Source organism: Aquisalimonas lutea, assembly GCF_030409225.1.
GTDB classification, from domain to species: Bacteria; Pseudomonadota; Gammaproteobacteria; order Nitrococcales; family Aquisalimonadaceae; genus Aquisalimonas; species Aquisalimonas lutea.
The window spans coordinates 405275-424076 of sequence record NZ_JAUFPK010000005.1 but is presented as its reverse complement, the minus strand read 5'-3'; the positions used below and the strand labels follow the sequence as shown (position 1 = coordinate 424076).

19 protein-coding genes are annotated in these 18802 nt (G+C 65.0%); 3 read left to right on the top strand and 16 right to left on the bottom strand.

All coding sequences use genetic code 11. The features are described 5' to 3' along the window. Positions 1 to 27: 27 nt before the first annotated feature. The 10 genes from QWY84_RS16225 to QWY84_RS16180 form a co-directional block, all read right to left on the bottom strand. Positions 28 to 1074: a phosphonate dehydrogenase gene (locus QWY84_RS16225; protein ID WP_290203942.1), complete on the bottom strand. Its 1047-nt coding sequence runs from the start codon at positions 1072 to 1074 to the stop codon at positions 28 to 30. Further along, the gene (gene phnE / locus QWY84_RS16220) at positions 1071 to 1901 is read right to left on the bottom strand and encodes a phosphonate ABC transporter, permease protein PhnE (RefSeq protein WP_353959904.1); all 831 of its coding nucleotides are present in this window, start codon (positions 1899 to 1901) and stop codon (positions 1071 to 1073) included. The genes QWY84_RS16225 and phnE overlap by 4 nt, the downstream gene beginning before the upstream one ends. A 76-nt stretch (positions 1902 to 1977) precedes the next feature. Continuing rightward, on the bottom strand, positions 1978 to 2841 hold the full coding sequence (gene phnD / locus QWY84_RS16215; RefSeq protein ID WP_290203941.1) for a phosphate/phosphite/phosphonate ABC transporter substrate-binding protein: 864 nt from the start codon (positions 2839 to 2841) through the stop codon (positions 1978 to 1980). Between the two features lie 35 nt (positions 2842 to 2876). Beyond that, positions 2877 to 3674 carry a phosphonate ABC transporter ATP-binding protein gene (gene phnC / locus QWY84_RS16210; RefSeq protein ID WP_353959903.1) on the bottom strand — a complete coding sequence of 266 codons (798 nt, stop codon included), beginning with the start codon at positions 3672 to 3674 and terminating at the stop codon, positions 2877 to 2879. Positions 3675 to 3917: 243 nt separating this feature from the next. Next, a complete protein-coding gene (locus QWY84_RS16205; protein ID WP_290203940.1) occupies positions 3918 to 4922 on the bottom strand; it encodes a nickel/cobalt transporter in 1005 nt (334 codons plus the stop codon). After that, positions 4915 to 5565, bottom strand: a complete 651-nt coding sequence (locus tag QWY84_RS16200; RefSeq protein WP_290203939.1) for a DUF1007 family protein — start codon at positions 5563 to 5565, stop codon at positions 4915 to 4917. Before QWY84_RS16200 ends, QWY84_RS16205 begins: the two co-directional genes overlap by 8 nt. 317 nt (positions 5566 to 5882) lie before the next feature. Next, positions 5883 to 6401 (bottom strand): hypothetical protein, encoded by a 519-nt coding sequence (locus QWY84_RS16195; RefSeq protein ID WP_290203938.1) that lies wholly within the window; start codon positions 6399 to 6401, stop codon positions 5883 to 5885. Between the two features lie 1358 nt (positions 6402 to 7759). Then, complete coding sequence (locus tag QWY84_RS16190) at positions 7760 to 8074, bottom strand: hypothetical protein (RefSeq protein WP_290203937.1); 315 nt, start codon at positions 8072 to 8074, stop codon at positions 7760 to 7762. 2 nt (positions 8075 to 8076) lie between these two features. Then, complete coding sequence (locus tag QWY84_RS16185) at positions 8077 to 8592, bottom strand: hypothetical protein (protein ID WP_290203936.1); 516 nt, start codon at positions 8590 to 8592, stop codon at positions 8077 to 8079. Positions 8593 to 8608: 16 nt separating this feature from the next. After that, positions 8609 to 9085, bottom strand: a complete 477-nt coding sequence (locus QWY84_RS16180; RefSeq protein WP_290203935.1) for an Hcp family type VI secretion system effector — start codon at positions 9083 to 9085, stop codon at positions 8609 to 8611. Between the two features lie 643 nt (positions 9086 to 9728). Between QWY84_RS16180 and QWY84_RS16175 the strand changes: the two genes are divergently transcribed. Next, positions 9729 to 11123: a hypothetical protein gene (locus tag QWY84_RS16175; RefSeq protein ID WP_290203934.1), complete on the top strand. Its 1395-nt coding sequence runs from the start codon at positions 9729 to 9731 to the stop codon at positions 11121 to 11123. 56 nt (positions 11124 to 11179) lie between these two features. On the opposite strand, the gene QWY84_RS16170 is transcribed toward QWY84_RS16175, so the two are convergent. The 6 genes from QWY84_RS16170 to QWY84_RS16145 all read right to left on the bottom strand — a co-directional run bounded on the left by QWY84_RS16170 (position 11180) and on the right by QWY84_RS16145 (position 17237). Further along, positions 11180 to 12442: a D-amino acid dehydrogenase gene (locus tag QWY84_RS16170; RefSeq protein ID WP_290203933.1), complete on the bottom strand. Its 1263-nt coding sequence runs from the start codon at positions 12440 to 12442 to the stop codon at positions 11180 to 11182. 110 nt (positions 12443 to 12552) lie between these two features. Beyond that, positions 12553 to 13320 carry a M15 family metallopeptidase gene (locus tag QWY84_RS16165; protein ID WP_290203932.1) on the bottom strand — a complete coding sequence of 256 codons (768 nt, stop codon included), beginning with the start codon at positions 13318 to 13320 and terminating at the stop codon, positions 12553 to 12555. 4 nt (positions 13321 to 13324) lie between these two features. After that, entirely contained in the window at positions 13325 to 14602 is a 1278-nt protein-coding gene (locus QWY84_RS16160) for a TRAP transporter large permease (protein ID WP_290203931.1), read from the bottom strand. After that, entirely contained in the window at positions 14599 to 15093 is a 495-nt protein-coding gene (locus QWY84_RS16155; RefSeq protein WP_290203930.1) for a TRAP transporter small permease, read from the bottom strand. Before QWY84_RS16155 ends, QWY84_RS16160 begins: the two co-directional genes overlap by 4 nt. 72 nt (positions 15094 to 15165) lie before the next feature. Then, a complete protein-coding gene (gene dctP, locus QWY84_RS16150) occupies positions 15166 to 16203 on the bottom strand; it encodes a TRAP transporter substrate-binding protein DctP (protein ID WP_290203929.1) in 1038 nt (345 codons plus the stop codon). A gap of 104 nt (positions 16204 to 16307) precedes the next feature. Further along, complete coding sequence (locus QWY84_RS16145; RefSeq protein WP_290203928.1) at positions 16308 to 17237, bottom strand: LysR family transcriptional regulator; 930 nt, start codon at positions 17235 to 17237, stop codon at positions 16308 to 16310. A gap of 171 nt (positions 17238 to 17408) precedes the next feature. On the opposite strand from QWY84_RS16145, the gene QWY84_RS16140 reads away from it, so the two are divergent. Together QWY84_RS16140 and QWY84_RS16135 are read left to right on the top strand one after the other, a co-directional pair. Beyond that, positions 17409 to 18605: a hypothetical protein gene (locus tag QWY84_RS16140; RefSeq protein ID WP_290203927.1), complete on the top strand. Its 1197-nt coding sequence runs from the start codon at positions 17409 to 17411 to the stop codon at positions 18603 to 18605. Positions 18606 to 18610: 5 nt separating this feature from the next. Next, a complete protein-coding gene (locus QWY84_RS16135; RefSeq protein ID WP_290203926.1) occupies positions 18611 to 18796 on the top strand; it encodes a hypothetical protein in 186 nt (61 codons plus the stop codon). The last annotated feature ends 6 nt before the right edge of the window (positions 18797 to 18802 follow it).

Here is an 18802-nt window from a genome sequence, read left to right as displayed (position 1 = left end):
GGGACCGTCCCTTGTTCTGGTTGTCGCTCAAACCGACGTGGCCGGGGCGTCCGCGCCGCGCCCCTGGAGAGCGTTCGCGGCACCGCGCGGCACTTGCCCGTGCAGCACATCGAGAACATTGGCGACCGCTTCGCTCTCGATGGCCTTGCGCGCCTCGTGCACGGCTGAACCGAGATGGGGCGTGAGCAGCGTCTTGCCATCCATCTCCAGGAGCTCCCGCGTCACGCCCTGCGGTCGATCCCCGCGGGCCCAGTCCTCCATCTCGAAAACGTCGGCGGCATACCCCCCGAGATTCCCTTGCTGCAGCGCCTCGACGATATCCGCCTCGCACACCACCGAGCCCCGGGAAGGATTGATGACGAGCGCCCCGGGCTTCATGAGCGCGAGCGTGTCCCGGTTGAGCATGTGCACCGTCTCGCCGCTCAGGGGCAGGCAGACCACCACGAAATCGCTCTGCCGGAGGAGCCGCTCGAACGACGCCGATTCGAGCCCCAGGGTTAGCTCTTCCCCGGGGGCCGGCGGACGGCGGTCGTGATACAGCACGCGGGCGCCGAAACCTTGTAGGCGCTGCGCCATGGCGCGCCCGATCGCCCCCAGCCCGAGCAGACCAACCACGCTGCCGTGAATACCCGTACCGTAGAAGCGCGGCCGCCAGCCGCTGAACGCCCCGGAGCGCACGTGGCGATCCCCGGGGAGAACATTCCGCCCCAGGCCGATCATCAGCCCGATGGCAAGCTCCGCGGTGGGCGCGGTGAGAAGATCGGGCACGACGGACACCCAGACATCGCGCTCCGAGCATGCCTGCATATCGATGTTGTCCGCTCCCTTGAGCGCGCCGGCGACGATCCTGAGTCTCGGCGCCGACTCCAGCAGATCGCGGTCGATCCGGTCCGTCATGAAGGCGACCACCGCATCCGCGTCCCGGAGCTTCCCCCGCAGCGTATCCCGCGACCAGGGCTCGGCGGCGGTATTCATGTCCACCGCACATTGCTCCCGGAGGCGCGTGTAGGCCTCAGTGTGCAGGGCGTGCGTCACCACGACCTTGCCGGCCGCTCCGTCCGGGCTGGTGCTCATTTGAACCGCCTCCGGATCACCCCGCTGATGGAGTCCACGATGGTGACCATGACCAGCACGACCAGCATCACGGCCATGCCCTGCTGGTAGTCCATGACCTTCAGCGCCGACATAAGCTCGAAGCCGATGCCGCCGGCACCCACCATGCCCATTACCGTGGACGCCCGGAAGTTGTACTCCCAGCGGTAGATGGAGACGTCGGCGAACTGCGGCAGCACCTGGGGGAAAATGCCGAAGCACACGGTCTGCAGGCCGCTGCAGCCCGCCGCCCGGGTCGCCTCCACGGGGGCATCGTCCACGTGCTCGATGGCCTCGGCGTAGAACTTGCCGACCATGCCGATGGAGTGCAGGCCCACGGCGAGCACGCCGGGCAGGACCCCGAATCCGACCGCGGCGACGAAGATGATGCCCATGATGAGTTCCGGAACAGCGCGAAGCGCGTTCAGCACGGTCCGGCTGGCGTGGTACACCAGTCGATGGGGGCTGGTGTTCTCCGCCGCGAGGAACGCGATCGGCACCGAGAAGACGACGGCGAACGCCGTACCGGCGATGCTCATGATCAGCGTGTCGTAGAGTGGCACGATCCATTCCCGCCAGCGCGCGAAATCCGGCGGAATGGCGTCGGCGAACAGCGCGCCCAGGGCCGGAAGCCCCTCGGCGAGCACGACCGGATTGAGCACGCCGGATTCCCAGCAGGCCGCAAGCACAACGGCGACGATGGCCGCGACCTTGAGCGCGGATCGCAGCCACCGCTCGCGGTAGCTGTCGATGGGGCTGTCGCCGCTACCCGGCGAACCGGATCGATTTTCCAGATGATTGACCGACATGACGGGCTCCGGGACCGTTGCGATTGCGGGGCGAGCGCCCTGCCGGCGTTCGCCCCCTGATGCGTTGGCTTGCGGATCACAGATCCTCGAAGTCGATGCCGATGGTCTCGCTCATGTCCCGATAGATGTCGTAGTCGGACAGATCGGTGGCGACGAAGCCGTCGGCCTGGAAGTTGCCGAGGATCTCCTCGTCGTCGAGCTCCAGGAACGCCTCGCGGATGGACGCCTTGAGCTCCTCGTCCAGGTCGCTCTGCATGACCCACGGGTACTGCGGATAGTACGGGGTGTGATCGACGACCTGGACCTTGTCCGTATCGATCCGGTCCTCTTCCACGAGGTAGGTCCAGATGTGCTCCCCGAGACCGCCGAGCTGGGCATTGCCGTTCTCGACCGCCTTGGCTACGGCGTCGTGCGCGCCGGTGTGCTCCCGGGTGTAGTCCTCGCCGGCGACCATGCCGTAGTCGTCCTGCAGCTTGGCCCGCGGCATCAGGTGGCTGGAGGTCGATGCCGGATCACCGTAGGCAACGGTCTCGCCGCGGGCGTCCTCGACCTCGTCGATGCCCTGCTCCACGTTGCCGATGATGACCCCGCGGTACTCCGCCCGGCCGTTGACCACCGGCGCGGCAAAGAACTCGACGTCGCCCTTGGCGGCGGCAAGCATGCCGGAGATCGGCCCGAAGTAGCCGAGATCGATGCGGCCGAAGCGCATGGCCTGGATCATGGCGGAATAGTCGCTGAGCACCTGGAGCTGGATCTCGCGACCGAGCTCCGCCTCCAGGTATTCCTCCAGCGGCTTGTTGCGCTGGATGAGCTCGGAGGCGTTCTCGTCCGGAAGAAGCGCGACCGTCAGCTCCTCGGGATTGCGGCCGTCGGCCTGGGCCAGTGCCGAGCCGAGAGTGACCAGCGACACAAGTGCGGCGGTGGATACGAAGCGTTTCATTGATGATTCCCCCTTTGTGAACGAACGGTGGGCCGTCAGGCCGTAGCGGCGTGAAGCGGCCGGTCGTGCTCCCGGTCGCCGGTGCCGTAGATCGCGTGGATGACTGCGTCGGTGAGCTCGCCCGGCGCCCCGTCGAACACCACGCGGCCGCCGGCGAGGCCGAGAATGCGGTCGGCGAACTTCGTCGCCAGCTCGAGCTGGTGAAGGCTGATTACCGCGGTAATGCCGTCCTCGGTGCAGATGCCGCGCAGAAGGCCCAGGACCTTGTCGGAGGTGGCGGGATCGAGGCTGGCGACCGGCTCGTCGGCGAGAATGGTTTCGGGCTGCTGGGCCAGCGCCCGGGCGATCCCGACCCGCTGCATCTGGCCGCCGCTGAGGTTGTCCACCCGGGTCAGCGCCTTGTCGGCCAGCCCCACCCGCTCAAGGCTCTCGTGCGCGATCCGCAGCTCCGCGCGCGGCAGCGGGAAGAACCCGCGCACCGTCGAGTGGTAGGCCAGCCGCCCGGTCAGCACGTTCTGCAGCGCGGTGAAACGCGGCAGGAGCTGGTGGTGCTGAAAGATCATCGCCGTCCGGCGCCGGTGTGCGCGGATGTTGTTACGCGTGGCGATGGGACCCAGCGCGCGGGACCAGATCAGGCCGGATGTCGGCTTGACCAGATGGTTGACGGAGCGCAGCAGTGTCGACTTGCCGGCGCCCGACAACCCCAGCAGGACCGTCAGGTCGCCTTCGCGGAACCGCGTCGTCGTCTCGTGGAGGCCGACGGTTCCGTCGGCGTAGGTCATCCCGACCCCGTCCAGCTGAATGATCGGATCCGGCAGTGCTTGTGCGTTCATGGCTATCACCCTTCACGATGCGAGGCATGGCTTCATCGTTTAGAGCGATAATCTGGACGAAAGAGATGACCGGACCTTGTCGGGACGATGACCCGCACGTTGCGCGACGACCGGAGTATCGACATCGACGGGAAGACAACGCGCCAGGTGCCGGGCCGACAGGAACGACCGGGCGGGCGGAAGCGACCTGCCCGGCAGCGCCCCGCTGCAGCGGCGGGAGTCGCGGGGAGCATCAAACGGCGCCTAGGCGATCACCCCCGGCGAGGACAGCGGCGTGGACAGGGCTGCGATCAGGAGCAGCACGCCCAGCAAGCAGATAGCGGCGCCGCCGACGAGAGCGACGACATCACCGGCGTACCGCCAGCGCCCGGCGCCCGCGGACAGCATGCGACCGGCCCAGCCACGCGCGTACACGGCGGCGCAGGCCAGCGCCGCGACCGCCATCGCCGTGCCCGCCGACATGGCGATCACGGCGGCGATGCCAGCCGGCCACACGCCCAGCAGATTGGCGGCCACCAGGACTAGGACGGCGCCGGTGCACGGTCGCGCGCCCACGGCCAGGACGGTGCCGATGGCGGGCCAGGCGCCCCCGCCGTCACCGGCTTCCGGCATCACATGGTGGCCGCAGCAGTGTCCGCCGCCTTCCCCGTGGCCGTGCTCGCCGGTCCCGGCACCGTAGGTCCGCCACAGGCCGTGAGCGGCCCGGGCCGTGAGCAAGCCTCCCAGGCCGGCGATAAGGCCGAAGCTGACCAGCTCGACCGTCACCGACTCCTGCATGACGTCGCGGCTCAGCCAGCCAGCGACATGAACCAGCGCCAGCACCAGCACTACGGCGGTGACCCCCTGCAGCAGGGAGGCCGCGGCGGACAGGGTGACGCCCTGGAGCACGCGGGTGCGGTGGGTCAGCAGGTAGGTACTGATGACCGCCTTGCCGTGGCCGGGCCCGGCCGCGTGGAACAGCCCGTACAGAAAGCACAGCGCGAGCAGCGCGCCGAGATCCGCGACACCGGCCTCATTGCGCAGTGCCCTGACCCGCTCGGTCAGGGCGCGATGCAGCGCCCGTTGCTCGGCGACGATCCAGCCGGTGTAGCGCTGCCACAGGGAGCGCTCCGCCGTCTCCCCGCCGGCGGGCTCGTCCTGCGCGGCCCCACCCGTCCCATCGCCGCCGGTCAGCGGCGACGCAGCAGCCAGGCCCGCGGGCACGGCCAGGACCAGGATCATGACCAGAACCAGCAGCGGCCTAGGCACTGCAGCCGATCCTTACCCGCTCGGCAAACCGCGCACCGACCCCGTCCTGCACGGGGTTGTCGCTGCGGTCGATGCGCGCCAGGCGCGCGACCAGGGACTGCGGCGGATCCGGCTCGCGCACGTGCACGGAGCACCCGGGGCCCAGCGCACCGGTCTCGATGGCATCGCCGTCGTCGTGGAGGATCTCGATGTAATAAGTGGGATCGTAGACCGCGTACTCCAGTTGCCGTCCACCGAGGGCCACGGGCTCGCTGAGCATTAGGGTGAAGCGGAAATGCAGGGCGTCCGAGGCATCATCCACCGTCAGCCGGACGTCCTCCACGCCGTCCCAGGCGACGCGCTCGCCGTCGATGGTCAGCCGGGTCATGTAGTCGAACTCCGCCATGTTGCCCAGCATCGTCTCTGCCAGCCGCTCGAGCCCCTCGGCCCGCGCACCACCCTCCCCGGTGGAGCCGAACTCCTCCATGAGCATCAGGCTGTAGAGCGGATCGATCTCCCAGTGCTGGCGCAGCCCCGCGACCCGGCCATCGCCGTCGGCGACCACCCGGGTGCGCAAATCAATCCACGCGTGGGGGTGCGCCAGCGCCAGCGTGGGCACGAGCAGCAGCCACAGCGACACCGTTGCGGCAAGAACACGCCGCACCGGAACCCGCCGAGGGCGCCCCGATCCCCGGTTCGCGGGCGTGGGCGCTGGCTTCACGGGCACATGGTCGATCATGGGGTATGCGGTCTCGCTGCGGATGGCACCGGCTCGCGCCGGCGGTTCAGTCCAGCGCGCATTGTTACGCGACCCCGATACCACCGCAACCGCAACGCATGTACACCGACTGCCGCTGCCCGCGAGCGTGGCGCATGCCGCCGCTGTAGCATCCGGCGATAAATCGGAGAATCAGGGCGTCTTGCACGGCATCATGCGCCCTGTCTACAGATGCGCGCTGACCGGAAGCCCACGCGACTGATTCATTCCTTCCTTAGGATATATTGCCTCTCCAGTTCCAGCTCTACATCCTTGACGTGATCGCGGACAACGATGCGGGCTGTGTATTCGCCGAGAGGGTCCGCAGCCTCCATGGTCAGCGCGAGGTAGGAAGGACAAAGGTGAAGCATACGTGGTTCACCACCGAGGGAGCCGCTCCAGCAGCTAATATCCTCGAGCTCGAGGGTAGTCGACCCATCTTCGTACTTCAGAATGAGATCCAGGGTCACTTCAGCCCGCCCCTCTGAAGTCCGGCCCGGGTTATTGAACAAAACAACCGTGTACAGCGGCTCATTGCGTCGTGCTTCTCTGGCAACCTCGAGTTCCGGCGGCGCGGAATTATCCCAATCGGAGAAAAAGCTCTCCTCCTTGGTTAGCCAGAAACCTGCAGAGAACCCCTCAACAGTCTTCCTATACGGTGTCTCATCAATTGATTCTTGGGCACCTTGCGCCATTAAGGAGGTGCAAACCGATAGCAACAGGGGATACAAAACGGATCTCATAAATGACTCCCAATTATGCGACGTTCCTGCCAAGCAGTGAGCGGCCTCGTAGATCGCTCGTTACATTTTTGTTCCCGTCAGGAATACCCTAAACGGCTCGCGCGTCCTTCGCCACTGGGCAACGCAGGCACAAGCGGCGTTACGCTGCTAGACTAAGCCGCAAGCACAGCGCTGCGCAGCACACCTTGCCCGCAGTTCCGCTGCTCGGCCACGAGCGCGCAAATGGTTCAGCCCTTCCTTGGGCAGCGGCGCTCGGTCATCGGCTACATATCAATCAATGCGTCTTCGACCTACATCTGCGGAGCCCATCTGTGCTGAAAAGAATAGTCACTCTCATTGTTATCATGATCACTGTGAGTAGCTGCACTCCGTATGGCTTTTGGCCTAGCGAAGAAGCCATCACTTCCGAGGTACTAGAGGAGGTTCCAATTGGAACGAGAAAAAATGAAGTTTTCACTTATTTCGAACAAAAATACATTACTCCCTCTTACATAAAGGAACAAAACGCGATCCACGTAGCTATTCGCAATATCAGAGGCACTTTTATTGTTCAGAAAGATTTATTCATTCGAATTTATCTCGACGAAGAAGGAATCGTTCGTAAACACGAATTCCATACCTCCAATACGTTCTTATAGCAAGAATTAACCTTATGCCGTAAAACTACTAATTACAAGGAGAGATTTTAACCAATGAAGCGCCGCATCAAGAGCCGATTCGAGCCCGCGTGAGGGCACCAGACGCATGTCAGGGAGACAACTATGGGATTCACCAAAATCCTTTCAACTGACGGGTCTTCAGCTCGGCGGCGTACTCGCGCTCCTGGTTACGCTCTCGACGGGGATCGTAGTTGGCGATTACCTCGGCTTGCGTTGGCGTATTACCGAACCGGTCACAGACGGCGTCGATGGGGGATTGGCCGTTGGGCGCGGTGTGCGGCCAGTGCCAGTTCTAGAAGAACACCCAAAGGTCGACCTCGTCGCGAGCCTCATCCAGTGTCAAGGCGCGCACGTCCAAGCGCGCCCATAGCTCGTCTTTGTCGGTGCGCTGGGAACGCTCGACTTTGCCATTGAGATAGGGCGCACAGGACGGAACTTGATGCCCGCTGCCATGGACGCCTGTCGAACGCTCATGGCAAAGAATTCACCGCCACGGCTCGTTTGGATGCGCTGAATCGGTGAATCCCACATGTCTCAGCCGCATTCATCCCTAAGTTCCTCGCAGTCTCAAGACGGATGCCTAGCACCGCGTCCGAATCCCCAGCAAAGCCTGGATTTTGGGTTGGTTGTCGGCACGTCCGCAGCATGTACAGGTAAATAGCCACAAGCGCGCCTTTCCGGGCACAGTTCCATTTGCAACTAACCGACAAGAGGCGGCACGAACTGGTAGGAAAAGACGCCGAAAACAGCCAACATGGCGATGTTGATGCCCAAGCAGGCCTTTGCGGATTTCACCAGAACTTCCTTCACGAGCAACGCGATGCAGAGCGCAACAACAACGTACCCTGTTGCCGGATGCATGAACGTCTCCACGAACCATGAGGGCGTCGTACTGCGCGAGAATTCGCTGTTGATCTCTGTAAATACGGCGGAATCCGTGGATACCATCATAAAGATTGAGAACGCAAGGTAGCCGGCCACGAGCAGTACCACGATGCTCAAAAAGCGGGTCATAACTAATCAGCCTCCCGCGCCGGGATACCGTTGTTGTGTTGCTCCCGCAGATGAATGTTCCTTTCCAAATCGAAGTCACTGAACATGCGCTGCAGGTGCCCCCGTACTTTCGTGCTGTCAAACTGCCAGCCGGAGGACGTTGCCCTGTTGGCAGTATGCAGCAAGGTCCTAGGCTCACCATACTCATCGTATACAGTGAAATTGATATCGACGAACCCGGAACCAACATACGTTCCGTAACACGCCAAATCCGCCAACTGTCCTCGAAGTCTATTTTTTCTATGCAGCCACGAATGCTTGGCCACGTTAACCGGAAACCATTCAGTGATGATATGGCTTGATATAAAGCTGTTACTGAACCCGGATAAGGAATCATCGCTAGCAATCACTAGACGAAAGGGTGTGGACCTCATATCCGAGCGAAAATCTATGATCGCAGCGTGACTGATACTGATTCCGACATTCATTCGAGGAATACCAATACCCACGCCTCCGAGGGCGACCCTCATCTCCATCATGGTAAAGACCTCCCTATTATCGCTTCTCGCCGGTCGACGTATCGAAGCCAACCGCGACTGGCGCCATCGCGTTGCCATCCTGGTCGTAGGGGGTGTATTTCATCTCCAAATCAACGAAGCTGATGGTAAGCAGCTCAGTGGGCCGCTCATCGGCTTCGGTCTCGGCATTCATCTCGTAGCTGCTAATCAGCGCGTTCTTCAGGGCGTACTCCATGAAGGCGTCGCTGCCGGTACCCGTTCCGGTCTTCGTTAGATGCAGTACGATCGTCTTGCCCTTGCCGGAGCAGGACTCGATGAAGAGGTTCGGGGAAGCACTGTCCATGCGTCGGGCCAGCGTCAGGTCCTGGATTACGGCGTTGGCCGACTCACGGTCGTTCTGGGTAGAGGTGTTCGAGGTGATGTTGCGTTTAACACCCCAGTGTAGGTCGTCGATGTCGATCCACTCCTTGTGGTTCTTGTCGGACGACTCGCCCTTGATTCCCTTATAACTCATGAAAATAGACATCCCTGTCCCCCGTCGCTGTCCCTGTGAATCTCACGCAGCGTCTACTGCAACACGATGCCGGGGGACTTTATCGGGCATGTAGGCAGGAGGCACCTGGATAGTCGGGGAGTCGGTCCCTGCGTGTCATCCCTGTTTCAGCCGCATTCATCCTTAAGTCCCTTGCAGCATCAACGCTCACTCTAGCACCGCCGCACAAGACGCGCCAAGCCGGGGTTTCGGCGTGAGTCCTTCTAGTTTTAGAGGATTCCACGGCGTTAGCTATGGCCACTGACCTCACCCCGGATAACTGACCGGGCTGTTACCGGGGGAGTCATCCCGGGCGGCTTTCTTCATCAGCGGGCAAATGGACATACAGGCTCATAGGCTAAACGGCCGGGTACCCCGAGCTACCGAGTCATGGGGCTCCATCTCCTTCCATGTTGTCTACTCGAAAGCGCCGATAAACGCCCCATTTTTCCCCTTGTACTGTTTGCGACCTAATCATCGGAACAGTATCGTTCACCCTGGACCGCGGGGTATCCCTGGGCTCCCGTCGACGACGAGCCGCTGCCGCCCGGCAGGGGAATGGCTGCCGCGTGTCCATGGGTTAAGGAAGTCCAACGGATTCTATTGAGAGAAAAGGAGATTTGTTTTGCGAATCAACCCTGGAATCGCCGCTGCGGTGGCGCTGGTCCTGGTAGTGGCAGCCGGCGCGGCCGGATACCTGCTGGCACCGTTGGTACAGGAACGACTGGGCACCGAGCAGCTTGCCATGGGAGAAGTCTACGATGGCGAGCTGACTTCCCAGGCGCCGCGCAACTTCAACGATGGCAGCCATTACCACAGAATTGCCGTCGACCTTCCGCGTGACCAGCTGGCCCAGTTCGAGCTGGATGCCGCCTTTCCGGGAGATCTGGCCCTGTACAGCCCCCAGGAAAAGCTGGTCGCAAGCACCATGGCCGAAGGGCAGACGGGCCTGGGGAACAACCGGTCGCCGGGACGGCTTTCCTACCGGCCGCGGACAGCCGGGACGTACCTGCTCGTGGTCAGCAGCGGAGGCAACGGCGAGGACGGTCCGTTCAATATCGAATCCCGACTGCGGGATCTCAGCAGCAACGACACCGTCCAGCCGGGCTCCACCGTGGAGGGCTGGCTCGACGGCGAGACCAGTACCCACACCCTCGTGATCGAGGAAAGCGGGCTCTACACCGTGGACATGACCAGTCCCGAGTTCGACACTATCCTGGAGCTCTCGGGCCAGGGGATGAGCCTGACCGATGACGATGGCGGGCAAAACCGCAATTCCCGCATTCAGACCATGCTCGAGCCCGGCGAGTATGAGCTCGGCGCGCGTAGCTACAACCACGAGGGCAGCGGGTTCTATTCCCTGTCCGTCGCGCAGGAGGAAATGCCGGAAGACCGCGAGCTGCAGAACGGCGGTGCGCTTGAGCTGGGGACCTCCGTGAACGGCCTGCTGCAGGGAAACCAGGTCGAGTACACGGTGCAGGTTCCCGAGCGGGCGCTGTACACCTTCGATCTGAGCTCGGAGACGTTCGACACCGTGCTGGAGGTAGAAGGCAACAATCGCCTGCTGAGCAACGATGACTACGGGCCCGGAACCAACTCCCGTCTTGAAGCCCTGCTGGAGGCGGGCGAATTCACGGTCCGCGTGAGCTCGTTCTCCAGCGGCGGGAACGGCATGTTCACCCTGCAGGCCAACGGGGAGCCGTTGGGTGACGACTTCGCGCTCCACAATGACGGACGGGTTGCCCCGAGCGACCAGATCAAAGGCATGCTTCCGCCGTCGGAAAGCAACGGCTATACCCTGGACATCGACAACGCCGGAAGCTACACCATTGATCTCCGGTCCACGGCTTTCGACGCCTACCTGGAACTCTCCGGGGAGGGAGTCTCCCTCGCTGACGATGATGGCGGAACCGGCCTCAACTCCCGCCTACGGGCCCAGCTGGAGCCGGGCGAGTACCGCCTCCAGATCCGGGACGCATTCCGTAGCGCGGGCGGGCTCTATGACCTGGAAATCCGGTAGGAATACCCGGTGACTGGCGCTACGGCGCGTGTGGCAGGCGGACGGAACGGTTCCGCCTACCACATGCGCCGTGGTCCCAGCCCGTCCAGCGCAATCGCAGGGGGATGCCCGCTGACCTCGTCGGCGACCAGGCGGGCGCAGCCGCAGGCGAATGTCCAGCCCATGTGCCCGGGCCCGGTATTGAGATAGAGGTTGGACACGGCGGACGCCCCGAGGATCGGGGGGCCGTCCGGGGTCATGGGGCGCAGCCCCGTCCAGTAGTCCGGGGTCACTCCCCGGGCGTGCTCCGTGAGACTCGGGTACAGCGAGCACGCCTGCCGCAGTACCGCCTCGGCCCGCCGCGGGTGCAGCGTCGTGTCATGACCGGCGAATTCGGCCATGCCGGCGATGCGGATGCGATCGCCGATCCGGGTGAGCACGATCTTGCGCGCATCGTCGATGATGGGGACGGCCGGAGCCGCCGCCCAGCCCTCGGCGGGCAGGGTGACCGAGTAGCCCTTGACGGGATAGATGGGCAGACGGAGCCCCGCCTGTCGCGCCAGCGCACGCGAGTCGTTGCCGGCGGCAAGCACGACCGCGTCCGGCTCCAGACCCCCCTGATCCGTCTCCACGGAATCGATCCGGCCACCTTGAACACCGAGCCGCTCCACCGACGTGCCGTAACGGAACACGACACCGCGATCCGCCGCCAGGGCCGCCAGGCGCTCGGTGAAACGCTGGGCGTCGCCGCTCTCGTCGTCCGGGTAGTAGATCCCGCCGACCAGGTGCTCCGCCGTCTCTTGCAGTGAAGGCTCCCGCGCCACGGTTGCCGCCCTGTCCAGGACTTCGTGGCGCACCCCGAGCGGGGCCATGATCTGCGATGCGGCCTGCACCGTATCCAGTGCGGCGCGGTCGTGGAAGACCTTGAGAATGCCGTTTGCCGCCTCGTCGTAGCGGATCCCCGTCTCGGCCCGCAGGGCCCGCAGCTGCTGCAGGCTGTAGACCGCCAGCGCTGCATTGATCCGCGTATGCCGCGCGAATCGCGCCTGCGTACTGTTGCGCAGGAACGCCAGCCCCCAGCCCGCCACGCGCGGGATCTGCCCCGGGCGCAACAGCAGCGGCGAGTCTTCCCGGCCCAGCCACCGCAGCAGCTGCCAGACCACGCCGGGCGCATTCCAGGGCTCGGCATGGCTGGCGTGCAGCAGCGCGCCGTTGGCGAAGCTGGTCTCCCGGCCCGCCCCCTCGGCCCGGTCCACGACGGTGACGGTGTGCCCGTCCCTGCGCAGGTACCAGGCCGTGGTCACGCCCAGAACCCCCGCACCAATGACGACAACGTCCATCACGTTCCTCCTCGCCGGAGTGGTTATAGTCCCGGTCGCGTGCGCCCCCACAGCGACCGGGGGCACGCGCCCAACGCCCCTGCGACGCCCGGAGAACCGGGCTTTCCGTCTCAGGTCAGATTGCGGCGCCAGCGCCGCTCGATGGTGTCCAGCTCGGCGGTGCCGTAGACGGCGGCGTCGTGCTCGCCGTAGTACGCCCACAACTGATCGCCGAGATCGAAGTGCCACCACTCGCTCGGTAGATTGGTGAACCCCTGCGAACCCATGACGTCGTAGAGCAGCCGGCGATGGTCGCGCGCACGCCGCTGCTGCGACGTCGGCGACGCCAGCCGCTCGAAGTAGTCCGTATGCGAGGCCGGCAACGGCTCGTCGAACAGCGTCCCCATATCCAGGGGCAGGCCGTCGGCCCCGCAGAGCGTGACGTCGACGGCGCCCCCGGTGAGATGCGGGCTCGGCGCCTCCGGGTCGCGACTGGGGAGCGAGACGAACTCCCGCGTGCGAGTGCGAAGCTGCGTCTCCGTCAGCTCCGGGTCCTGCTGCCGGATGGTCTCGTAGAGGGTATCGAACAGATGCCGCTGGACGCGCCACGGACGCCAGCCGTCGAGAACAAGCAGCGAGAGACCCTCGGGAAGCGCCCGGGCTGCGGCGAGCAGGGCATGGTAGACGCCCTCGCGAACGAAGCACTCCGGCACGGCGCCCGGAATGCCCAGCCGTGCGTACACGGGATAGGCCTTGATTGCTCCCGGCGCCAGGCTCACCGGAACGAGTTGCTCGGCGTTGTCCCGGATCGGCAGTTGCGTCAGCCGTTCCCAGTCGGGATCGGGAGAACTCGGGACAGGGGGGATCACCGCGGAAGAGGAGGAATGCTGTTGGTGCATGAGATCAACCAAGGGTTTCGGGTAGCCAGAGTGTGAGTTGCGGAAACAGGATGAGCAGGAGCAGCACGCCGACGGCCGTCAGCACGAACGGCCAGATGGTGCGGAACAGCGCCACGATCTCGATGCGGCTCACCGCCGCGGCGACGAAGACGCACGCCCCCATGGGCGGCGTGATCAGCGCGATGGTGATGTTGAGGGTGATGATGATCCCGAGGTGCACCGGATCGATGCCGGCCATCATCGCCACCGGGCTGAACACGGGCGTGAGCAGCATGAGCGCGGAGATCTCCTCCATGAACATGCCGGTCACGAAGGTGATGGCGCTGAGCAGTAGGAGAATGATGACCGCGCTGTCGGTATACGGTGCCAGCACCGAGACGAACTGGCTCGGCACCTGGGCGTACGACAGCAGCCAGCTCACCGTCGAGGAAGCGGCAATGATCAGGAAAATGGCAGCGGTGAGACGCGCCGTGTCCACGCTCGCCCGCCAGAAGTCCGCGAGGCGCAGCTCCCCGAGCCCCACGCCGCACAGCGCCACGTAGAGCGCGGTCAGGGCGGCGGCCTCCGTCGGCGTCACGAACCCGACAACAATGCCGGCGACGATGATGAACGGCGCCATCAGCGCCGGCAGCGCCGCGAACGCGGTCGCCAGGAACTCCCGCGGCCCGGGCAGCGTGCCCCGCTTCGGCAGCGCCGTGCGCCAGGCGTACCAGGCATTCATGCCCATGAAGGCCACGCCCAGCAGCAATCCCGGGATAACCCCGGCGAGGAACAGGTCCCCGACCGATGTATTGGTCAGGGATGCATAGAGAATCATGAAGATGCTGGGCGGAATGATCGGGCCGATGAGCGAGCTCCCGGCGGTAAGCCCCGCCGCAAAGGCCCGCGAATACCCGTCCTTGCTCATGGCCGGGACCAGCAGCGAGCCCAGCGCCGAGGTGTCGGCGACAGCCGAGCCGTTGACACCGGCGAAGAAGACGCTGGAGACCACATTGACGTGCCCGACGCCACCGCGCAGGTGGCCGACGAGCAGCCGGGCGAAACCCATGAGCCGCTCGGTGAGGCCGCCGGTATTCATCAGGTTGCCGGCCAGGATGAACAGCGGAATGGCCATCAGCGAGAACGCGTTGATCCCCCCGAAGAACTGCTGCGGCATCATGCGCCCCAGCATGCCCGGGTCCACGAACAGGAAGCCGGCCACCGCCGCCGCCAGCAGGGCGATGAACAGCGGCAGGCCCAGGAGCACGTGGACGATGAAGACAAGCAGCATCGCCGTGGTCATGTGCCCTCCTCCGTGGGCACGGGCAGGGCTGCCGGGCCATAGAGAAGGATGTGCCAGGCCAGCAGGGCAAAACCCAGCGGCAGCGACATCACCGGAACCGCCCGGCTGATGCCGAGGCCCGAGGTGGTCATGGCCGTGATGGACAGGGCGTAGTGGTAGCTCACCCAGGCACCCCCCAGGGCGAGCGCCAGCGTGAGCAGCCACTGGTAGATGGTCAGCAGCCGGGCCAGCGGACGCGGCAGCAGGCGCTCGATCAGGGCCACGCGCATGTGGCCGCCCTCCACCCAGACGGCGCCGGCGGCCAGCATCACGGTCCCGATGATCAGGAAGCGGGCGAGCTCATCCGTCCAGATCGGTGCACCACCGACCAGGTAACGGGTGAACACGCCGTACAGGATGACAGCGAGATTGATCAGCAACACGGCGGAGGCGATGCCCAGCGACAAAGGGCGGCTGTACGCCAGCATCCGCCGGCGGAACGAGACAAGCATGGCCGCTTACCTGCGTTGCATGCGGGGACCGGCCGCGCCGGTCCCCGCCGGATCGAAGAATCGGGAGGCCACTCAGTCGAGGAGATGCGTCATGCCGGCATCCTCGAGCGCCGTCTGGATCCAGTGCTCCTCGATCCCCTCCTCGCGCAGCCATTCCAGATAGGCCGGCTGGGCCGTCTCGCGGAATGCGGCGATCGCCTCGTCGGTGGGCCGGATGATCTCCATGCCCTGGTCTTCGAGATAGGCGATGCGCTCGTCGACGCGCTCCTCGTTGTGGCGCCGGGCCTCCTGGTTGGCCTCCGCCACGGCCTCCATGAAGGCACTGCGGGTGTCCTCGTCCCAGCTGTCGATCATGTCGCCGTTGCCCACGAGGAACTGGCTCGAGTACTGGATATTCGCCAGCGTGAGATACTCCTGGACCTCGTAGAGGCTCCCGAGAATGATGTACATGGGCGGGTTCATCTGGCCGTCCGCGACCCCCGTGCGCAGCGCCATGTAGACATCCGTCCAGGGAATGGGCGTCCCGGACGCGCCGAAGGCCTCGTAGAGCGCCACCTGGCTCGGGTCCATGGCGCGGAAGCGCAGCCCCTCGAAATCGTCGGGATGGCGGATGGGGCGCTGGTCGTTGGTAAAGGCCAGGAAGCCGCCCTCCTCGACCACGGCCAACATCTCCACGCCGGCACGCTCGCGCAGCGCCTTCTCGACCTCCTGCCAGTACGCGCCCTCATCGAAGAATTCGCGGGCGGCGGCGAAGTCATCGAACAGGAACGGGATGGAGCTGACGAACACCTCCTCGACCAGCGGCGAGACCCCGGCGAACGAGGCGACGTTGAGGTTGGGGGAGCTCATGGTCTGCTCCATGCGCTCCTCCTCCTCGCCGAGCATGCTGTTCGGATACAGCTCGAGCTGGATCTCGCCGTCGGTCTTCTCGGCCACCAGCTCCTGCAGGTTGGTGGCGAATACGTGTACCGCGTTCTTGTCGGGGTCCGGCGCGCCGTTGTAGCTGAGATTGATCGTCGTCTCGGCCGCGGCCTGCTCGGCGGCGACCGTCGCCCCAAGCAGGCAGGCGGCTGCCACCGCCGTGACCCGGATGTGCTTTATGGAAATCATGCTGGGCCTCCTCCGTTATGATGTCGTGCAAGGCAAGCCTAGTCATTGCATTGTTGACTATTCAACACAGAAACCGTTGCATTTAATGCAACACAACGGCCGCACTAGACGCCCTGCAACCGGGGCGCATCGTTCTGGAAGAAACGCATCCCCTTACGCAGGTACTCGGCGCAGGTGGTCGCCGCCACCGTCAGGTCGCGCCCCTCGAGGCTGACGATCTGGGCGCGCGCATCATTCATGATCGGGTACGCCATCGGCAGCGCACGGATTTCGCCGCGGGCGATCTCGTCGGCAACGGTCAGCTCGGGCATGAAGGTCACGCCGATACCGGAACGCACGAAGTTCTTGAGAACGGCAACCGAGTTGGTATGCAGGCGCGCGTCCAGGTGCAGGCGCTCCTGATGCGCCACCATGTTGACCATCTGGCGCATCCCGAACGGATTGTCCATCAGGGCCAGCGGCCATTGCGCCAGGTCGTGGAGCTCGACCGGTCGCGCCAGCGCCGCGAGCGGATGCTCCGGCGGCACGATGAGATCCAGCGGCTGCCGGGTTTCCACGTGACACCGCAGCTGCGGATCCACCGGCGGCGCATAGAGAAGCGCCAGATCCACCTCCATCTCCTTGAGAAGCGACACCGCCTCGTTGAACCCGGCCATGCGGACATCGAGGTGGACACCCGGAAAGCCCGACATGAAGGCATCCAGGGGGGCGGCGATCAGATCGCCGATAAAGCCCTCACCCACCGCGATACGCACCTCGCCACGGGCCAGGTTCTCGAGCGCGGCGACCTCCGAGAGCACCGCCTCCTCCGCCGAGCGCTGGGCATGGAAATGGCGGATCAGCAGCCGCCCGGCCTCGGTCGCCTGCATGCCGCCGCCCTGGCGCTCGCACAGCGGCACGCCCACCTCGGCCTCCAGCGCCTTGATCTGGCGGCTCACCGCGGAGGCATCGACATCGAGCGCCGCCGCAGCGCGGCGCAGCGAGCCGCGACGGGCAACCTCGTTCAGATACGCCAGCGCGCGCTGGTTCAGCATGGCAGCTCCGTCATTGCAGCAGGGCGGCCGCACGGAGAGCGCGCGCCACCGCGATCGGCATCCCGGTTACCCTACCATCCGCCGCGGCCGGGTGAACGGGCGTCGGGAGGGCATTTCAGCGCACGGGGCCGGAGGGCTTATGATCGCGGGGGAGCGCATACGGAGACCGCGATGAAGGGAGGCTATTACTGGCTGATCGGGGTGTTCGGCCGGCCCTGGGCTGCCGCGGTGCCGGCACTGGCGACGGCGACGCTGGGTCTGATCGGGGGGTACTTCCTCTGGGAGCTCCGCAGCGACCATGCGCCGAGCCCCTGGCTCTGGCTCGCGGTTGGTGTCACGGCGCTCCTGGTGGCCGTGGTCACGGCGTTGCGCGAGGCCGGCCGGGACCACCGGCAGAAGACGCAGAGCGACGAGCTCCACGAGTCGATCCAGGCGGTGCGCGAGGTGGCCCAGACGATGCCGCCACGCACCTTCCTGAGCGATTTCGACCGCCTGATCCAGCGCGACGCCGAGGCAACCGAGCGGGTCGTGCGCGGCTATTTCGAGCAGAGCTGGGAGAGCGATGCGGATCGCGCGAAGTTCCGGGAGCGCATCGACGAGACCATCCGCCATATCCTGGACGCCGTCCTCGATCTGGCCTGGACGTGGGACGAAGCCAGCACGGAGCCGGGCGTTGTCTACCGGGTCAACGTCATGTGGTACTACAGCCGGGCTTACCTGGAGGACAACGCCGATCTGCGCGCCGATGTATTGCGCGATCTGCGGTTTCACCCCGACGACGAGCGCGAGGCGCTGCTGGACGATGAGTACACCACCGGTGCCCTGCTGGTGGACCCGGCGCTGACCACCAACAGCTTCGAGCGCGGCGCCGCCAATCCCGACGACCCGGAGCCGCTCGCCCTTGTCGTCGGCCCCATGCTCGAGTCCCCGATCACCGACCAGGCCGTGCTCGAGGGCATCCGGGCACGGAACCTGCCGGGCGCGCCGACGGCGGTGGCCACCGTACGCTCGGACTACGTGGAGGACAGCGACGAGTTCGCCGTACACGTCGACGACAACGGACTCTACACGCCGACCAGCCGGCAACGGATTGCGGAGTACTACCGCGACGATTACAAGGGCAAGAGCATCGTGTCGTTCACCATCCGCGGGCCGGTCAGTGCCGCGACGGACGAGGCGCCCGTGACGCTCGGCGCAGTCAATGTCTACAGGAACTACGCCGGTATTATGGGCGGGCAAGAGCGCGCGCGGCAGTTCGCGCTGGTCACCGCCCCGTTCCGCCACCTGCTCTTCCGCCTGATGCTGTTGCGGGGGCAGGTTGACCGCGCGGAGAAGGAACCGAATAATGGACCGTACACGAAGGAGTAGTTGTTATGGCGAAGATCAGCTGGCAGGAATTGACCAAACACCTGGTGTCGCCGGAGCGTTCCGGGCTGCCGGTGCGCAAGCGCCAGCCCACCAAGGACGAGATCCTGCGCGGTATCGACAGCGCCAACCGGGAGGCCAAGCAGGCGTCCGACGAAATCCGGGCGCGCCTGCGCCGGGAGACGGCTGCGTAGTCATCC

Excerpts from the sequence above, each read along its gene's own strand:
- QWY84_RS16180 (WP_290203935.1), bottom strand. The coding sequence starts at position 9,085 with ATGAGTTATAAGGGAATCAAGGGCGAGTCGTCCGACAAGAACCACAAG.
- QWY84_RS16160 (WP_290203931.1), bottom strand. The coding sequence starts at position 14,602 with ATGACCACGGCGATGCTGCTTGTCTTCATCGTCCACGTGCTCCTGGGC.
- dctP (WP_290203929.1), bottom strand. The coding sequence starts at position 16,203 with ATGATTTCCATAAAGCACATCCGGGTCACGGCGGTGGCAGCCGCCTGC.
- QWY84_RS16165 (WP_290203932.1), bottom strand. The coding sequence starts at position 13,320 with ATGCACCAACAGCATTCCTCCTCTTCCGCGGTGATCCCCCCTGTCCCG.
- QWY84_RS16145 (WP_290203928.1), bottom strand. The coding sequence starts at position 17,237 with ATGCTGAACCAGCGCGCGCTGGCGTATCTGAACGAGGTTGCCCGTCGC.
- QWY84_RS16185 (WP_290203936.1), bottom strand. The coding sequence starts at position 8,592 with ATGATGGAGATGAGGGTCGCCCTCGGAGGCGTGGGTATTGGTATTCCT.
- QWY84_RS16140 (WP_290203927.1), top strand. The coding sequence starts at position 17,409 with ATGAAGGGAGGCTATTACTGGCTGATCGGGGTGTTCGGCCGGCCCTGG.
- QWY84_RS16135 (WP_290203926.1), top strand. The coding sequence starts at position 18,611 with ATGGCGAAGATCAGCTGGCAGGAATTGACCAAACACCTGGTGTCGCCG.
- QWY84_RS16170 (WP_290203933.1), bottom strand. The coding sequence starts at position 12,442 with ATGGACGTTGTCGTCATTGGTGCGGGGGTTCTGGGCGTGACCACGGCC.
- phnC (WP_353959903.1), bottom strand. The coding sequence starts at position 3,674 with ATGAACGCACAAGCACTGCCGGATCCGATCATTCAGCTGGACGGGGTC.
- phnE (WP_353959904.1), bottom strand. The coding sequence starts at position 1,901 with ATGTCGGTCAATCATCTGGAAAATCGATCCGGTTCGCCGGGTAGCGGC.
- QWY84_RS16225 (WP_290203942.1), bottom strand. The coding sequence starts at position 1,074 with ATGAGCACCAGCCCGGACGGAGCGGCCGGCAAGGTCGTGGTGACGCAC.
- QWY84_RS16155 (WP_290203930.1), bottom strand. The coding sequence starts at position 15,093 with ATGCTTGTCTCGTTCCGCCGGCGGATGCTGGCGTACAGCCGCCCTTTG.
- phnD (WP_290203941.1), bottom strand. The coding sequence starts at position 2,841 with ATGAAACGCTTCGTATCCACCGCCGCACTTGTGTCGCTGGTCACTCTC.
- QWY84_RS16195 (WP_290203938.1), bottom strand. The coding sequence starts at position 6,401 with ATGAGATCCGTTTTGTATCCCCTGTTGCTATCGGTTTGCACCTCCTTA.
- QWY84_RS16190 (WP_290203937.1), bottom strand. The coding sequence starts at position 8,074 with ATGACCCGCTTTTTGAGCATCGTGGTACTGCTCGTGGCCGGCTACCTT.